This window comes from Gammaproteobacteria bacterium (genome assembly GCA_036381015.1).
GTDB lineage: Bacteria > Pseudomonadota > Gammaproteobacteria > Steroidobacterales > Rariloculaceae > ZC4RG20.
Genome location: DASVDR010000045.1, coordinates 22,049 through 38,645, shown reverse-complemented (window position 1 = coordinate 38,645; position 16,597 = coordinate 22,049). Strand labels below are relative to the sequence as shown.

Annotated in this window: 10 protein-coding genes; 4 read left to right on the top strand and 6 right to left on the bottom strand. The window is 64.1% G+C overall.

Annotated elements, in window-relative coordinates:
• Positions 1–25 precede the first annotated feature (25 nt).
• The 5 genes from VF329_14800 to VF329_14780 form a co-directional block, all read right to left on the bottom strand.
• Positions 26–1,840 (bottom strand): ankyrin repeat domain-containing protein, encoded by a 1,815-nt coding sequence (locus tag VF329_14800; GenBank protein ID HEX7082274.1) that lies wholly within the window; start codon positions 1,838–1,840, stop codon positions 26–28.
• Positions 1,841–3,190, bottom strand: coding sequence for a DUF1552 domain-containing protein (locus tag VF329_14795; GenBank protein HEX7082273.1), 1,350 nt, complete (start codon positions 3,188–3,190; stop codon positions 1,841–1,843).
• Positions 3,191–3,194: 4 nt separating this feature from the next.
• Positions 3,195–5,567: a DUF1592 domain-containing protein gene (locus tag VF329_14790; protein HEX7082272.1), complete on the bottom strand. Its 2,373-nt coding sequence runs from the start codon at positions 5,565–5,567 to the stop codon at positions 3,195–3,197.
• 320 nt (positions 5,568–5,887) lie between these two features.
• Positions 5,888–7,546: a tryptophan halogenase family protein gene (locus VF329_14785; GenBank protein ID HEX7082271.1), complete on the bottom strand. Its 1,659-nt coding sequence runs from the start codon at positions 7,544–7,546 to the stop codon at positions 5,888–5,890.
• A gap of 58 nt (positions 7,547–7,604) precedes the next feature.
• Complete coding sequence (locus VF329_14780; GenBank protein ID HEX7082270.1) at positions 7,605–10,958, bottom strand: TonB-dependent receptor; 3,354 nt, start codon at positions 10,956–10,958, stop codon at positions 7,605–7,607.
• Between the two features lie 479 nt (positions 10,959–11,437).
• Here VF329_14780 and VF329_14775 point away from each other — a divergent pair, with 479 nt between their 5' ends.
• The 4 genes from VF329_14775 (at position 11,438) to VF329_14760 (ending at position 14,792) form a co-directional block, all read left to right on the top strand.
• Positions 11,438–12,673 (top strand): cupin domain-containing protein, encoded by a 1,236-nt coding sequence (locus tag VF329_14775; GenBank protein HEX7082269.1) that lies wholly within the window; start codon positions 11,438–11,440, stop codon positions 12,671–12,673.
• Positions 12,674–12,990: 317 nt separating this feature from the next.
• The gene (locus VF329_14770; protein HEX7082268.1) at positions 12,991–13,179 is read left to right on the top strand and encodes a DUF2007 domain-containing protein; all 189 of its coding nucleotides are present in this window, start codon (positions 12,991–12,993) and stop codon (positions 13,177–13,179) included.
• 174 nt (positions 13,180–13,353) lie between these two features.
• Entirely contained in the window at positions 13,354–14,085 is a 732-nt protein-coding gene (locus VF329_14765; GenBank protein ID HEX7082267.1) for an SDR family oxidoreductase, read from the top strand.
• Positions 14,082–14,792 (top strand): SDR family oxidoreductase, encoded by a 711-nt coding sequence (locus tag VF329_14760; GenBank protein ID HEX7082266.1) that lies wholly within the window; start codon positions 14,082–14,084, stop codon positions 14,790–14,792. The genes VF329_14765 and VF329_14760 overlap by 4 nt, the downstream gene beginning before the upstream one ends.
• On the opposite strand, the gene VF329_14755 is transcribed toward VF329_14760, so the two are convergent.
• Positions 14,756–16,552, bottom strand: coding sequence for a hypothetical protein (locus tag VF329_14755; GenBank protein HEX7082265.1), 1,797 nt, complete (start codon positions 16,550–16,552; stop codon positions 14,756–14,758). The two genes, VF329_14760 and VF329_14755, sit on opposite strands and share 37 nt — an antisense overlap.
• Positions 16,553–16,597 lie beyond the last annotated feature (45 nt).

The following is a 16,597-nucleotide window of genomic DNA, read 5'->3' as shown; positions in this document are numbered from 1 at the left end:
CAGCCTCGAGGCGAGCTGAGTCGAATCAGTTGTACTCGACCGGGTCGTAGTCCGGCGAGCACACCTCCACGATGCAAATCGATTCCAGCGTGCGGCCTTCGGGCGGCGGCTCGAGACCTGCTTCCTTCATCAGCTCGCGGAGGACCTTCGCGGTTTCCGGATGCGGAATGGCGGACTGGACTCCGACGCGAACGAGGCCATCGGCGTAATCGATCGGCAGCCACGTGTGCGCAGCGAGCTCCGGGCTGCCGCGGTTGTCGGTATTGCCGAAATCGCGGATGTCCATTCTCGCGCCCGCCGCCACCAGCACACGCACCACCTCGGTGGCCCCCTTGTGCGCAGCGCCGTGCAGGGCCACCCGACCGGTGTCGGCCTGGTGATTCGGATCGATGCCGAGCTCCAGCAACAGCTTCACCGCTTCGACCGTCTGCTCGGGCGACCATTCGCTCGTGATCCCCTCGACCCATCCGATACCGGCGGCCACGGCCAGCGGCGTGACGCCCAGCTTGGTGTTGATATGGGGATCGGCACCGTACGAGAGCAGAAGCCGCATCAGCTCGACGTCGCCGGACTGCGACGCCCTCAGGAAGGCCGTGGCTCCTTCTTCATCCAGCCATTGGTTCGTGAAGACCGTCCGGGTCTCCGTGCTCTCGATGATCCGGGCATTCGGATCCGCGCCCGATTCGAGGAGGAGCTTGATGTACTCCAGGTCGTCCATATCGGGCGTGCGGGTGGGATAGTCACCGCCCTCGAGGTTGCGATTGTCCGTCGCGAGGTACAGCGGCGTCCAACCGCCCTTGTTGGCGATATTGACATCGGCCCCGTGCTCGATGAGGAATTTCCCCATCTGATAGTTCCGGTTCTGCGTTGCGGCCAGAAGCGGGCTCCAGCCGTACCGGGTGACCTGATTCACGTCGGCCCCGGCTTCCAGCAGGACGCGTGCGGCGTCGATGCTGCCCGTTCGGGCCGCGTACACGAGGGCCGTCAACTCGCCGCCGTCGGGCTCCCTTTCCTCGCGGTTGCCTCTGCCGCCTGCATTCACGAAGCCCAGGGCGCCGCGTTCCACTTTGCTGCAGATGTCCTCGACGGTGACATCGGCATCCGACTGGAGGAGGTCGACCCACACTCTGTCGGTGCTCTCTCTGACCAGCTCCATCATCCTGGTCAGGTTCGGGTTCGGATCCTCGCAGAGGATGGCGATGACCTGCCGCCTTACGGCGTTCCTCGGGTCCTCGGAATGGCCGAGCGCCGCCGTGCGGCCGTCTCGAAAGACCGGAGCGGACTTGGCCGCGACATCGGCGCCGTGCTCGACCAGCACGGCAATGACGTCCGCATGGCCCTGGTCGGCCGCCTGCATCAAGGCGGTGGTTCCGCGGGCGGTCTCACTCGCGTTCGGATCGGCGCCGTGCTCCAGCAGCACCCGAACCGCATCCACGCTGCCGGAGCGCGCGGCCAACATCAGGGGCCGGCGCCCGAGCGGGAGCTCTTCGTTCGCATCCGCCCCGCCGTCGAGCAGAATCGCGATCATCGCCGCGTCGCCCCGTTCCGCGGCGAGCCACAGCGGGGTCGAGCCGTTACGATTGGCCGCCGACGGATCGGCACCGGCCTCGAGCAGCAGCCGGGCCAGGTCCGCGTCGCCATAGTAGGCCGCCCAGTGCAGCGCCGTGGCGCCGTCGGCTTGCGGGGCGTTCACGTCGACGCCCTCCTCCACCAGGCGGCGCACTTCGTCCGCGTCGCGCTGCATCGCGGCATCGGCCACGCGGGACTGGGACTGCGCGAACGCAACGTTTGCGCACGCGAGCGCCAACGCCAACGCGGCGACTGCTCTGATCCCTGCCATTTACAAGTTCTCCAGCCGTCCCGTGCTGTCGCCGAAGCTGTCGCGGTGAATGTCGAACTGGTCCAGGAGGCTCAGCAGCAGGTTGCCCGTCGGCACGGTCTTCGTGGGGTACGCGAGGTGGCGCCCGCCTTTCATCCTCCCGTGGTTCCCGCCGAGAATCACGTGCGGCACGTCGTAATGCAGGTGCTGGTTCGGGTTGCCCATGTTGCTGCCGTAGAGCAGCAGCGAATGGTCGAGCAGCGTGCCGTCGCCGTCCTCCGTCTTCGCCAGCTTGTCGGCGAAGTACGCCAACATCTTGACGTGGTACTGGTTGATCTTGGAGAACTCGTTGATCCGTTGCGGATCCTCGCCGTGATGCGATCCGCCGTGGAAGCCCAAAGTGGGTGCTTCGCTTTCGGGATAGACACGGCCCGTGAGGTCGCGCGCGAAGAGCAGCGTGCCCACACGGGTTATATCGGCCTGGAAGGCCAAGGCCAGCAGGTCGAACATCAGCTTGATGTGCTCGTCGAAGGACTGCGGAATGCCCGGCGGCACGGCGAAATCTTCGGGCGCGGCCGTGGTGGCGGTCGCGGCGATCGCAAGCCGACGCTCGATCTCCCGGACGTTCTCGGTGTAAGCATCGAGGCGGGAACGGTCCGGAACGCTGATCTTCTTACGCAGACTCGAGATCTTGCCGTTGATCGAGTCCAGGATGCTTTGGTTGCGCTCGCGGCGCGCAATGCGCTGCTCGGTCGAGCTTCCACTTCCGAACATGCGCTCGAACACGACCTGCGGGTTCAACTCCATCGGCAGAGGCGTCGTCGGTGACGACCAGGAGATCGTGTTCGTGTAGACGCAACTGTAACCCTCACCGCAGTTGCTCGAGCCCGAGCCGGGATCCTCGACCGACATCTCCACGGAAGGCAGAAGCGTTTCCCGGCCGATCTTTTCGGCAATGATCTGGTCGATCGTGTGGCCCGCGCGGACATCCGCGCCCGCGGTCTTCTTCGGCTTCTCGGCGCAGAGGAAGGCCGCGGCGACCCAGTGATCGGCACCCGTTTCGCCCGGAGGCGGCTCGGAGGAGCGGGAATGCAGGCCGGTCAGGATCGTCAGGCGGTCACGGAACGGCTCGAGAGGCTGCCAGATGAACGGCAGCTTTGCGGGCAGCGGGCCTTCTTTCTCCGGAACCCAATAGCCCGGCGCCGCGCCGTGAGGGACGAAGCCTGCGAAGAATCGACGCGGCGTAGCCGCGGCCGTCTGCGCCAGTGCGGTCGCGGCGGGTATCATCGCGTCGAGCAGCGGGAGCCCCAGTGCCACGCCGGCGCCCCGGAGCAGCGTACGTCGTGAAAGGTGCTTCTTGGTAATGAACATCGGCTTACTCCCCACTCTTCGCAACTTTCGTGTCCATGGAGATCGCAGTCTTCAGGTTCATCGTGAACGCCGGACTCTCGATGACCCCCATGAGCAACGACGAAAATCGATAGTCGTCCTCGGCCGCGTTTCGCGTGATCGACCGGACCAGCGGCATGTCCTCGTACGTGAGACCGCGGCCTAGGGCATAGGTCAGCAGCTTTTCGACCACGTCCTGAGCGAACAGATCACCGTTACGCACGGTGAACTCGCGCAGGTCGTTGATGCCCTCGAGCTGCGTCCCGTCGTTAGTGACGCCTGTGGCATCGATCGGCATGCCGGCATCTTCGGTCCGCCACTTGCCGACGGCGTCGAAATTCTCCATGGCGAACCCCATCGGCTCGAAGGTCGTATGGCAGGCAGCGCAGTTCGGGTTGGTGTGATGCGCTTCCAGCCGTGCCCGGAGAGTTTTCGGCGCTTCGCCTTCAACAGGCGTCAGATCCGTCTCGACGCCCGGAGGCGGATTGGGAGGACTGATGCCCAAGAACGTTTCCAGGAACCACTTGCCCCGTTTGACCGGCGACGTACGGGCCGCCTCGGACGTGATCGTCAGCAAGGCGCCCTTGCCGAGCAGCCCGCGCCGCATGTCGAATTCCGGCCCCAGTTCCACGCGTCGGAACTGCGAGCCGTAAACGTCCGGAATCCCGTAATGCTTGGCGAGCCGTTCGTTGAGGAAGGTGTAGTCGGCCGTCAGCAAGTCCAGGATGCTGCGATCTTCCTGAATGATGCTGCCGAAAAACAGCTCGATCTCGCGCCGCATTGCATCGCGAAGCGTGCTGTCGAAATTCGGAAAGAGCTCGACGACCGGCTCCCTGGCCTGCAGGCCACGAACGTTCAGCCATTGCCCCGTGAAGTTCTTGATGAACGCATCGGAGCGCGGATCGGCAATCATCCGGTGGATTTGCTCCTCGAGCACGTCGCTTTCGTGGAGACGGCCCTCGGCGCCCAGCTGGATCAACTCCTCGTCCGGAATGCTGCTCCAGAGGAAGAACGAGAGGCGCGAGGCCAGCTCGAGATCGCTGATCCGATAAGGCTCACCGGGAGCGACGCCGGCCGGCTCGATTTCGGCACGGTAAATGAACTCCGGATCCGCCAGGATGCGCTGCACCGCCGCCTCGATGCCGTAATCGAAGCTCCCGCCTTCGTCGCGCCCGGCCTGGAAGAAGTCCATTATGACCTCGATGTCGGCCTCGGTGGCGGGACGACGAAAGGCTTTGGTGACCAGCGTTGAAATGATCTGCCGCGCGCACTCGCTCTCCTCGCTGGCGCTATCGGGGTAACACTCGAAGATCTTCTCGCGGCTCTGAGTGCTCGCTGCCGGACGAGCGTTGTACGGCCCTTCGATGAAGACCTGGCCGACGTGCGGGTAGAAGGTATACCCCGAGATCGCACCCGGCGAGTTCATCGTGCGAACGAACGACTTGTTCAGCCCGGTGTCGGGCAGGTCGCTCGTGGCGATGAACGTTACGCCGACCTTGTGGAAACCGGCCTTGATCGGGATAGCCGGTGTCCGGCCCCCGTTGCCTTCCTGGTTTCCGATCTCCTTGTCCCAGTCGTACAGATACACGCGCTCGCCGTCGATCGTGACCTCGAGCTTCTCACCCTTGACGTTCCCCAGGACGCGGGTGAAGTAACCCGTCATTCCCTTCACGGTGAAGATGTATTCGCCGTCCGCCGGGAACTCGTGCTCGATCAACATCCCGCCGCGTGTACCGAACGGCAGCCCTTCGACGTGAGTGTTCTGAGAAGTGTCATGCGGCGCATCGAACACAGCCAGCGTCGGGGCTGTCTCAGTGCCGATCGCGAGCCGAGCGATATCGCCGGCGGCCGACAAGTACGCCTCCATCAGCGCCGGCGACGTGGTCAACGTGCCGGCCATGTTGTCGAACCCGTGACTGGAGTCGTCCGGAGGCAGGAAGGTGGTGGCGTCGATGTGCAGGCCCAGCAGATCGCGGATCGCGTTCGTGTATTCGGTGCGGTTCAGCCGGTGGAGACCCGGGGCCGGGAGATGCATTTCCGCGTGGCTGTCGATTTCATCCTCTATCCACGACACGAGCTCGGCGCGCGCCTCCCGGTCGAGCTTCGGACCGTCCGACGGCGGCATCAAACCCGCGCGAAGCTTGCGGATGACCAGCTCCCAAGTCTCGGCATGGGACCAGACGGGCTCGAGGCGGAGCGCCTCCAGATTCAGATCCGCGACCCGCTCGACCTCGTTGTGGCAGTCGAGACACTTCGAGGCGATGACGGCCGCCTGCCGCTCTCCTTCATTGCCGACCACGCCGCAGCCGGCCGCCAGTGCGCCGAGCGCGACGGCTCCGAGTAGCCTCCTGGTATTCACGAGCTTCTCCATTGATTCCGAGATCGCTTCCTCGCTTCGGAAACAGCGGCGACGTCTTCCATACGGCCCATGTCCTCAATCCCTCACGAGCGCAAAGAATCTTTCGGACTAAAGGATAGTACTTTCGAAGGGCCCGTCGCCACCGTGTAGCGGTCGACGAAGCGAGCCATCCGGCCTTCCAACCTGCCTCACATCATAAGAAGTTTTAAGCGCGGCAGGAGAAGGGGGATATCGCGCTCGGTGGGGGCGGATCTTTCCAGATCAGGAATGGCCGAATTCTTCGCTCTGACGGCACGGCCGGCAGCACGACGAACGCTGCATTACACTTGAACGTGTCGTCTCTGCGGGCGGCGGCCCGCGCACCAGTCGTCGTTTCGCGGCCCGTAGTCGGGCATGCCGACCACGCGCTGAAGCCAGACGTCATGAGGCGGCAGCTTGAACGGCGCGGCGCGCAACCGCTCGACCACGGCGTCGGCAACCCGCGGCGGGGGCCGATTCGGCCCGTACCGCGCGCGATACTCGTCCGCCAGGAAGTCCATGCCGTAGAGAATGCATTCGTAGCTCTGGTAGTTCCAGAGCCCGCCAGTGTCGATCAACGGCCGCTCATCGCTCGGGAGCACAGCAGGCGCCATGCTCTCGCTCGACATCCCGGGCATGAACTGATCCACGAAGTCGACCGCCGACGGCGGCTTCAGCCTCCAATAATCCAGCTTCGCCTTCAGGCGCGGAACGATGCGCTCCGGTCTTTGCACCTCTCTCCAGAATTCCGTGTCGGTGCGCTTCGTGAGGCAGTAGTGCATGTTGATGAAATCGAGAATCTCGTGGTAACGCGTGGCCATCACCCGATTCGCACGAAAGGCCATCGCCTCCATGTCCTCGTCGCGATACGGGAAGTGCTCCTGGAGCAGGATGGCGGCCATGTAGCTCAGGTAAAGCCCCGTCGACTCGAGCGGCTCGATGAAGCCGCCGGAGAGCCCGATCGCGAAGCAGTTTTTGACCCACGCCCTTTCGCGCATGCCCACCCTGAAATGAACGGTTCGCACGGGAAGGTCTTTGCTGTGCGGGCCCTCGTACGCCCGCAATTCCTCTTCTGCAGCCTCGAGGCTGATGTGCTCGCTCGAATGCACATAGCCGATCGAGCGGGCCGTCGTTTGCACGATATCCCAGACCCAGCCGCTCGAAAGCGCCGTCGCGGTCGTGTAAGGGCGCACCTGCCCGGGATAGTAGAGCTCGTGCGGAACGCGCATCACGAGGGCGCGGTTGCACAACAGCCATTGCGAGAAGTCGACCCAACGAACGTTCAGGGCTTTCCCGATCAGCAGGGACGCGAAACCCGTACAGTCGATGAACAGATCGGCCGAGAGCCGCTTGCCCTGCTTTGTCCTGACCGCCGCGATGCTGCCGTCCTCCTTCAACTCCACGTCGGTCACGTCGTCGAGCACGTGCGTAACGCCGCGCTTCGTCGCGACGTCCCGCAGATAATCGGCAAACTTCTGCGCGTTCAAATGGAACGCATAGCCGAGCGGCGGGCCGAAGTCCCACTTGCTCAGCATCATCGGCGCCAGCCCGAGGTGACAGAGCTCCGGCTGCGAAGACACGGTCTCCATGTACGGGATCGAGCGATCGCTCATGAGCCACTCGAGGCCCTTGCGATCGATGGAGGCTTGGGCTTCCCGCGAGAACGGGTGGTGGTAGGCGTGGTTGTCCTTGTGCAGCCAGTCGACGAATCTGATGGACTGCTTGAACGTGCCTTCGACGGCGCGCATGAACTCGGCGAGGTTGACGTCGATGACCGCGAGGACGTGGTTGATGCTCGGAACGGTGGCTTCGCCGACGCCGATCCGCGGGATATCGGCGGACTCGACGAGCGTGATCTCGACGCGGCCGCGGGGGTCGTCCCGAAGCGCGGCCTCGAGGTAAGCGGCCGCTATCCAGCCGGAAGAGCCGCCGCCGACGATCAGGACGCTTCTGCTCTTCATACGCCGTTGAGGGGGCGGGCTCGCGCCCGCCCGCGCCGACGTGACGAAGCGAGCCTCGTCAGAAGTCCATCGTCATGCTGATGAAGCCGCGGCGCCCGAGCGGCTCGTAGACCGCACTGCCGCCCTCGCCGAATCCCAGGCGTCCGCTCGAAGTGATATGGGTCGGCGGAGTCGGGAACCGATCGGCGTTCGGGTCGCCGCCCGTGAGCGGCGGCTCCTCATCGAGAAGGTTCTCGATGCCGAAGCGCAGCGTGTACCGCTCGCCGAACGTGTAACTGCCGCCCAAGTAGAACAGTTGATAACTCCCGATGTTGCCCAGCGGATTCGGCGTGGCGCCCGTGCCCTCGGCATAGCTCGCGTCCAGGATCGACGGCCAGAACTGATGTCTGAGCGTCAGGGACCACGGCCCGCGAAGGTAGCTCAGGGTCGTGAATAACCGATAGTCGTACCCTTGGCACTGGATCTGAAGCCCGCAGCCTCGCGTCCCGGCCCAGTCGATCGCGTTGAGATCCGATCGGTCCTGCGTCTCGGACTCGATGTTGTAATTTGCGACCATGTTCATGTTGAACGCGCCGTTGGACAGCGCCTTCGACCAGTTGAGCTGCAGGTCCACACCCGACACCTTTGCCCTGCCCTGGTTCGTGAAGGTCAGGTCGATGTTCGCCGCGCCTCCGTCGAAGGGGTCCCTGATGATTTGTCGACAGGCGGGGACCGTCGGATCCCCGTTGGGGTTCTTTTCGATGCTGAGGCAGCTCTCGTAGATGCTGTCCGGGCCCGCCAGCGCGATCATGTCTTCGATCTCGATCGAGTAGTAGTCGAGGGCGAGCGTCCAGTCCTCCAAAACGTCCATCACGACGCCGAGCGTGAACGTGTCGGCTTGCTCCTCGTGCACGTTCGGATTGCCGAAGGTGTTCTGCGTACCGGGAGCCGTGAAGAAATCGCCGGCAGGGACGCCGTCCGGTTGATCGGTGATGTCCCGATTGTCGTAGTACTCGAACGCCCCGGTCGGGCCCATCAACGCCCGGCAGATCGCCTCCGTTTGCGCAGCCTGTTCGGCGCCCGCGACGGCCGGATTCGCGCTGAACGGCCCGGCCTGATGGTTCTGCGAGCACTGGTCGCCGAAAACGTACGGCAGCGACTCGAAACGCTGCGAGCGCCCGATGAAAAGCTCGCCCAGGTTCGGCGCGCGGTGTGCGCGGTTGAACCCGCCCCGCAGCCGATACCGCGGCGTGATTCCCCAGTCGATCAATGCCTTGTACGACTCGAGCTTGTCGACCTGCGGCATGCTCCAGTCCGATACGCGGCCGCCGAGCTCGACGCTGAAGTGCTCGACGCCCGTCGGCCCGTCCGAGACGATCGGAATCAAGAGCTCTCCATAGAGCTCCGAAACGTCGAATTCGCCGCCGCTATCCGTGTTCGGGAACGTGCCCGCGATCGTGTCCGCCAGCGAGTTGTTCTGCAGGAGGTTGTCCGGTATATACCGATAGCTGTCCTCGCGATAGCTGACACCGAGCGCGTAACCCAACGGACCGGCCCGCATCTCGACGAGGTCGCCGACGAGATTGGCCTCGAACACGGTTTGTTTCACGTCCGTCTGGTTTTGCAGCGGGGCGTGCAGCATCTTCACGCAGTCTTCCGACGGCAGGAAATCCCGTGTGATCGGCATGCCCGTGGTGCACGTCGGGATACCTTCCGCAAAGCCGACGCTGGCCGGATTCGGGTCGCCGACGAATGCGACGCCGTAATTCGGTGACGCGAGCAACTGCCGGTACGAGGTCAGCCTGATGGAGCCGATCAAGACGTTGACCACGTCGGTGCGCCCGGTCGACAGCGTCACGTCCCAGAAGTCGTCGCCGCTCGGCAATTCGCCTTCGAGGCCGAGCGAGAGCTGCATCGTCGTCGTCTTGTTCCGCGTGCCGCGCCCGTCCGCGAGAAGGAACCTCAGCGCGTCCTGACCGCGGTTCACCCAGATGTCCATGTTCGGATCGGGCCGCGACTCCATGAGCAGCTGGACCTCGGGCGGCACGGGCCAGGCTTGAGTCTCCGTGCAACCGCCGACGGCCGGGCAGTTGAGCTGATAGATGCCCCCGGGCCGGTAAGCCGGCAGCGTCGTCATATCCTCGCCCGCGTCACCGGTGTTCGGCAGGCCGTCAGCGCCCAAATTGGCGACCGACGGCGCATAGATCTCCGATCCGAACGGGACTTGCGCACCCCAGACACCGATCGTATCGGACGTCTGCCCCATGCTCGTCTGGTTCTCGGTGCGGGTGATCATCGCCTGGCTGGTCACCCTGATATTCTCGGCAATCTCGAACTCGCCCTTCGCGAACCCCGACAGGCGCTCGAGCGGAATCGAGGCCAAGTTGTACCAGGTGTTCTCCTTGATCGCGCCGTCCGGCTGGATCACGCGGAACGGCAGGCCGGGGAACGCGCCGTACGGGTCCACGTTCAACGGGCCTTCGTAGCGATACCCGCCGGCCGCGCCCGTCGGGAGCTGCAAGCCCGTGAACACCGTGCCCGTGCCGTCCGGCGTCCGGTTGACGTAGAAACGCTGAGAATTCGCGACGCCGAGCGTCACCCCGTTGGCATCCTCCGGACAAGTGCCGGCAAGGCCCGGAACCGGGTTCGGCGTGCAAGGCTCGGCCTCGGAAAATATCGAATTGACGAGGTCCTGATCCGGCAAGTTGCCGAATACGCCCTGCGGGTTGCTGAACCATGTCTCGCTCGGGAAGAACTCCGTGCCGCCGGTACGCGGATTCGCGTAATCGGCGACGCGCCAGTCGCGTTCCCAGAGAAATTGCTCGGAGCGCGAGGCTCGCTCGACGCCGATCATCACGTTCCCGCGGTCGTCCATCACGTTCGCGCCGATGAGCCCCGAGAGCGAGATCTCCTGGTTGCCACCGTGCTGCGTATCGCCATAGCGAAGCTCGACCGAAGCCCCTTCGTAGTCGTCCTTGAGAATGAAATTGACGACGCCGCCGACGGCATCGGCGCCGTACACGGCCGAGGCGCCGCCCGAGATGATCTCGACGCGCTCGATCGCGGAGGCGGGAATCGAGTTCGTGTCGACGATCATCGACGGATTGACCGGCATCGGGCGCCGTCCGTCGATGAGGACGAGGTTTCGGTTCGGGCCCAAGCCGCGCAGGCTGACCGTGGATGCGCCGACGGTGTTCGTGGCCGTATTCTCGGTGTCGAACGTCCTGAATTGCGTGACGGCCGGAACGAACTGAGGCAGCTGGTTCAGAACGGTTTCGACGCCGATCGAGGTCGTCTCCTCGAACGTCGACTCGTCGATCGTCGTGATCGGCGCGTTGGCCGTGAAGTCTTGCCGACGAATACGAGAGCCGGTGACCGTGACCTCCTCGATCTGCCTGGCCTCATCCTGAGCCTGAGCATGAGTCGCCGGCATGATCGCAAGCGCCGCACCGACGATCGCCCCTCCCGAGGCGGACAGGACGGCGGGCCTGAAGGCCCGCGAAGGCGACTTGGCGCCCCCTGCCCTTGCGCCCCTGAGCGCTTCGGCGATCGATCTGGACAATTCCCGAGTGCACAGAGGCTGCTTCGCGATGTTCATTGCGTTCCCCCCTGAAGGAAAGCATGAAAACGGAGGTGTGGCGTCGAGCACACCGGCTGCCGAGCTGCGTATCCCCTCGCAAATCGGCCCGATCGTGGCTAGGAAAGTAGCATACAGCCCTCTATACCGAAAGCAATATTTTCGTTTTGCCGACACCGTCGCGTTCACGCTACGGCTCGGGAAGACATGGATCTCCATGTAAGCGCGTTCGCCGAACCCGGCGCTTGCGTCGGCGACGAGCGGCTCGTCGGGCCGTTTGCGAGCAGGCGCCGAACGGCCGATTTGTGTGCTAGTCTGGCCGGCTGGAAGATCGAATGGATCCCCGGGAGACAGGCCGCAGCGCGCTCGATTCTGCGATGGCCATCGGGCCGTCGGCGCGCGTCAGGCACGCCGGGGTCGGCCCGGTAATGATAGATTTCGGTCTGGCATCCGGCGAGTTTCGCGCCGCCTATTTCGAACAGAAGCCGCGCCACTTCCGAGGCGCACTGGCGGAACGCCCTTTCACATGGGCGGACGTCGATCAGCTACTGCACTTCCTCGAGCCGAGAGCGCCGGTGATGCGGATATTCCATCACGGCACCGTGCCGGAGCACGCATACACGGAAGAGTTCGCCGAGCTCGGCAGAACCCGGCGCCGGCTCGACAAGCCCAAGTTCTACGATTACATGCGCAACGGCGCGACGCTGCAAATCAATTGGCTCGAGCGGCATTCCGTGGCGGCCAAGCGGCTTTGCCTCGCGGTCGGGCGCTTCGTCGGCACCCAGACATCCAGTAACGCGTATCTGAGCTTCGCGGGCGACGGCACGTTCGGCAAGCACTGGGATACTCACGACGTATTCGCGATCCAGCTGATCGGCCGCAAGCGCTGGCGAATCTTCTCGCCGACTTTGCCGCTGCCGCTGAGCCATCAAACGCACGACCGCAGCGGGCATGCGTGCCCGGCGGAGCCGACGCTCGAGTTGACACTGGAAGAAGGCGACGTGCTGTACATTCCGCGCGGTTGGTGGCATCACGTGATACCGCTTCGAGTGGGCAGCTTCCACGTGTCCGTCGGATCGTACTCGCCCACGCTGTTCGACTATATCGTCCAGACGTCCGCAAGGTACCTGGAGCAACACGCGGGCGTGCGCAGGGCGTTCTCTCCGGCCGCTTATCGAGAGACCGTGACTGAAGTGACGCGGCTGCTCTCGGAGGTGCTGCTCGATCCGACGAACGCGGCTGCATTCGAGCGCGACTGGATCGCCCGCGAGCGCATGGATGCCGAGTTCAACCTCGCCTCTCTCGACTCCGCGTCGCCGCCGCTGTCCGGCGGCGCACTGCTGAGCCTTACTACATTCAGCGCGCCGGCGCTCGAAGGCGGCGTTTTGCTGGTCAACGGCGCGCAGCTTCATCTCGAACCCGTAAGCCAGGCCGTCGTTGCCGCGCTGCGCGACCACGCTTCGCTGCGATTCGATGCGCTGTGCGCACGGCTCGAGCACATTCCGCCGGAGGCCGTGCATCGCGCCGTCCTCGACCTCGCCCGTCACGACGTCGTCACGATTCGGGCTTGATTATCGCTCCCTGGCATGCGCGAGCTGGCTCGGCTTTGTCCACTTATACCTTAGTCCCATCCCCGAGGCGTCCCGCCCCGCATACCATCGTCCAGTCGTTCCTGGTCCGAGCTTCTAATGTGATGACGTCCGGGGTTGTCGCATCACCGTATCGCGAGAGTTCTTGGTCGGCTTCGGCTCGCTCACCGGCGATGACGCTGGTATCGCCCGAGGTCTGTCGCGGCAGTGTGACCCCGAGCTCCAGCTTGGCGGCGAGCGGCTTTCGCGCTACCGAAGGATCATTGTCTGTCGAGGGCTGACTGGGAGGCTCGTTCGTCATGATTCTCGTAAAGACTTACGCCACGCAGGTCGAAGCCGAGCTCGCGCGCATCAGGCTCGGCGCAGCCGGAATACCCGCCACGATCGTCGGGGTTGCAGTCGGCATGGAGGGCGGCACCGACGGCGTGCGGCTGCTGGTACCCGACGAGCACGCTGCCGAAGCACTGGAAGTGCTGCGTGATTCGTAGGGCTTACCGCTTCGCGAACCGCCGACCTGGCGCTCGGTCCTCGTGCCATGACTTGCTTCGGCTTATCCTCCTTCAGAAACTCGAATAGATCGCCGGCTTCCCCAGCGCGTAGGATTCAGCTCGCTTCGCAGGAGCGGGGCACGTGCTCTCTTCTTCCGTGATATAAGCCTGTCCATGACCCCGCCTCTACCTGGACTCGTAGGGAAAACCGCGATCGTCACGGGTCATGCCCGGGGCATCGGCCGCGCCGTGCACGACCTGCTCGTCGAATGCGGTTGTGTCGTGCGCGGAATCGACCTTCCGGAGCACGACCTCCGAAAGCTCGATCGGATCCCGGGCTGGGTCGACGCGGTCGCCGCGGAGACCGGGCGGATCGACATCCTCGTCAACAACGCGGGCATCACGAACGTCGGCGACATCCTCGAAACGCCGCTTGCGGAGGTCGAAGAGATTCTGACCGTGAACTTCAAAGCGCCGTTCATGATGATCAAGGCCGTGCTGCCGCACATGTTGAAGCAGAAATCGGGCTCGATCGTGAACAACGCGAGCGATCAGGCCTTGATCGGAAAACGCCACAGCGCCGTTTACGGCGCGAGCAAGGCTGCACTCGCGCAGCTGACGAAAAGCGCCGCGCTCGATTGGGGCCTGCACGGCATCCGGTTCAACTGCGTCGCCCCGGGCAGCACCGACACGCCGATGTTGCGACGCGTGCTGCGCGAGCTCCACGAACGATATCCGGACGTCTACCCGAAAGACAGCGAGAGCGTCTACAAGGAGTCGATCGCCCTTGGACGATTTGCCGAACCGAAGGAAATCGCATGGCTCGTCGCGTTCCTCGCGTCCGACGCCTCTTCGTTCATGACGGGAACGGTGATCCCGATCGACGGAGGGTTCACGGCACAATGAAAACGGTGCTGGTCACCGGGGGATCGCGCGGCATCGGCCGCGCCATCGTCGAGCGCTTCAAGGCGGCGGGTTGGCGCGTGGCGACCTGCGCACGTGCGCTGGACCACCTTGCCGAAAGCCGCGCGGACTTCAAGTTCGCGTGTGACGTCGCCGATGCCGAAGCGGCGCGTCGCGGGGTCGCCGCGGTAGCAGGCGAATTCGGCTCGATCGACGCCCTCGTGAACAGCGCCGGGCTCGCGGGGTCGAACCCGCTCGGCGTCGATAGCGACGACGCCCTCTGGCACCGCGTGATCGACGTCAATTTGCACGGCACGTACTACTTCACGAAATACGCCTACCCGCACATTCCCGACGGCGGCCGCATCGTCAACATCGGCTCCGTGCTCTCGCACAAGGGGGTCGCCGACCAGACGGCGTATTCCGCCGCGAAGCATGCCGTGCTCGGCTTCACGCGCGCCTTCGCCCACCATGCCGCCTCCCGGGGCGTGACCGTCAACATCGTCTGCCCCGGCTGGGTGCGCACGGATATGGCGTGCGGCCGCTGGGACGAGATCGGCATCGACGAAAGCGAGGCGGCTTCTCGCATTCCGCTCGGGCGCGTCGCCGAACCGGCGGAAGTAGCTTCGCTCGTTTACTTTCTCGCGTCGGACGAAGCCGGCTCGATCACGGGTCAAGCTTTCAACATCGATGGAGGCGCGCTTGCGTGACGGCCGGGAGGAACGTTCTCCCAAGCCACCAAGCCCGGACACGTCAACCCCAGAACGCCCGCGGCCGCCGGCGGCAGCCCGACGACCTTCGCATCGTGGCCTGCCCCCAAGACTTCAGTCAAAATGTCTTTCTTTATCGCGACCCATCCGCCTGACGTCTCGTAGCTGACAACGAAATGCCCCTCTTGCCGATCGCGCAAGAGCTCCGCCTGGTCGCGAAATCGAGCGTTGCCGGCAGCCACGATCCGCCTATCGGACGATCCGACGTACTCGACTGGAAGTTCGGGAATCGATGCGTTGGAAGCAGCCTCCAAATCGTCTTCCGGCACGACGAACAGGCGTCCGTTTCGAACGACCTCGCTCGCTGCGGCATCCGAAACCCGCTTGCGAAACGCCCGCTCGATCCGCTCGTGAATTTCCCTTGCAAATCGGTGGGGGTATTCGTGAAGCCGTTGCACTTCCCGGTCGATATGCGGCAACCGCCGCCAGCCGTTCACCCAAGTCACCTTGTCGGCGCCTCCGTCGACAAAGACATCCTCCAGGCTGAAGTGTGTCACGGCGTCGCGCTGCAGGGTCTTGAGCGCCATGTGCTCCGTGAGATTGGACGGAGTTCCGTAGATCGCTCCATATGGCGAATAGGCGCCGTCGACCGGCTCGAAATGATGACAATCGTCATACAGCGGCTCCGCCAAGCGGCCGATCAGTGCCTCGTATTCGTGGAGCAGCTGCACGTGTCGCCGTCCCATGGCCGTATAGTCGGCCCGCCCATCGTCATCCGTCGCCACGAAGAGATGCTCGATCATGCCGTAAGCACCGAGCAGGTCGATGCGATTCAGAAATAACTCCGGATCCGGAGAAACGGCGTGGCAAACGGCACGAGCGAGCTCGAGCCTGTTGCGACCGTCTTCGGCGTGCAGCACGCGCTCATACGCCTCGAGCAGCGGCACCAGATTCCGTATCAGCAGCGCGAAATCGAGGGCATTGGAGGTACGGGTACGCAGAACCACGCTCTTCTCATCGAGAGACACCCCATCCTGGAGGCAGTAGTGGCGAATCTGTGAGCACAGGTGCCCGCCGATCATTTGCACGTGGGCTTTCTGGATTTCGATCCGGTCCTCGTCCGTGAGGCTCTCCGCGACATGCGTCGCAACTTCGAAATAGCCCGCCAAGTCCTCGGTCGTGGGACTCTGCGCCAGCGGGATCAGCCAGCGCGCATCTCTCAGCAGCACCGGCTGATCGGCCGGCGCGCCCCTCCAAAGCGCGTCGAGCACGTTTTGAGCCTTGGAAAGCCGCTCGGCCGCGCTGCTCGCTCCGGCGTCCCACAGCCGCATGCTCAAGAGCTCGAGGCACCGTAGCACGTACAGGTTGAACAGAGTGTGCGCGTAGCGAACGCGACCATTGCGGCCGGGCCACCGCGTCTGCTGCCAACAATGGAACGCGCGTCTCATCATCTCCGCCGGATGGACCAGGTCGTTGTGCAGCTCGGGAACGTGACGCGGCCTGAATCCGCTCGCCCAATGCGCTTCTTCCAATCGACCTCTAAGGCCCAATTGCTCGGCGGTGACCCCAGCGAGCGCGAAGAAGCAATCCTCGAAGTGGCGGGACAAAAGGGAGTGATCTTGCAGGTACTGGACCGGCTTTCGTTGGGCGTTCAACACGCCTTCTATTCTCGCGACGATTTCCTCGCGATGCGCCAAGAACGATTGCAGAAGCTCGACATGCGCCGAAAACGGCACCTCGCCGAAATCTTCGTCTTTCACAACGCTTTCGCGCCCTCGTACGCGACTTCGATCCGCGTACGTGAG

Bases quoted from the DNA above. Each gene is read 5' to 3' on its own strand.
- VF329_14800 (HEX7082274.1), bottom strand. From the start codon at position 1,840: ATGGCAGGGATCAGAGCAGTCGCCGCGTTGGCGTTGGCGCTCGCGTGC.
- VF329_14795 (HEX7082273.1), bottom strand. From the start codon at position 3,190: ATGTTCATTACCAAGAAGCACCTTTCACGACGTACGCTGCTCCGGGGC.
- VF329_14785 (HEX7082271.1), bottom strand. From the start codon at position 7,546: ATGAAGAGCAGAAGCGTCCTGATCGTCGGCGGCGGCTCTTCCGGCTGG.
- VF329_14780 (HEX7082270.1), bottom strand. From the start codon at position 10,958: ATGCCGGCGACTCATGCTCAGGCTCAGGATGAGGCCAGGCAGATCGAG.
- VF329_14775 (HEX7082269.1), top strand. From the start codon at position 11,438: ATGGATCCCCGGGAGACAGGCCGCAGCGCGCTCGATTCTGCGATGGCC.
- VF329_14770 (HEX7082268.1), top strand. From the start codon at position 12,991: ATGATTCTCGTAAAGACTTACGCCACGCAGGTCGAAGCCGAGCTCGCG.
- VF329_14765 (HEX7082267.1), top strand. From the start codon at position 13,354: ATGACCCCGCCTCTACCTGGACTCGTAGGGAAAACCGCGATCGTCACG.
- VF329_14760 (HEX7082266.1), top strand. From the start codon at position 14,082: ATGAAAACGGTGCTGGTCACCGGGGGATCGCGCGGCATCGGCCGCGCC.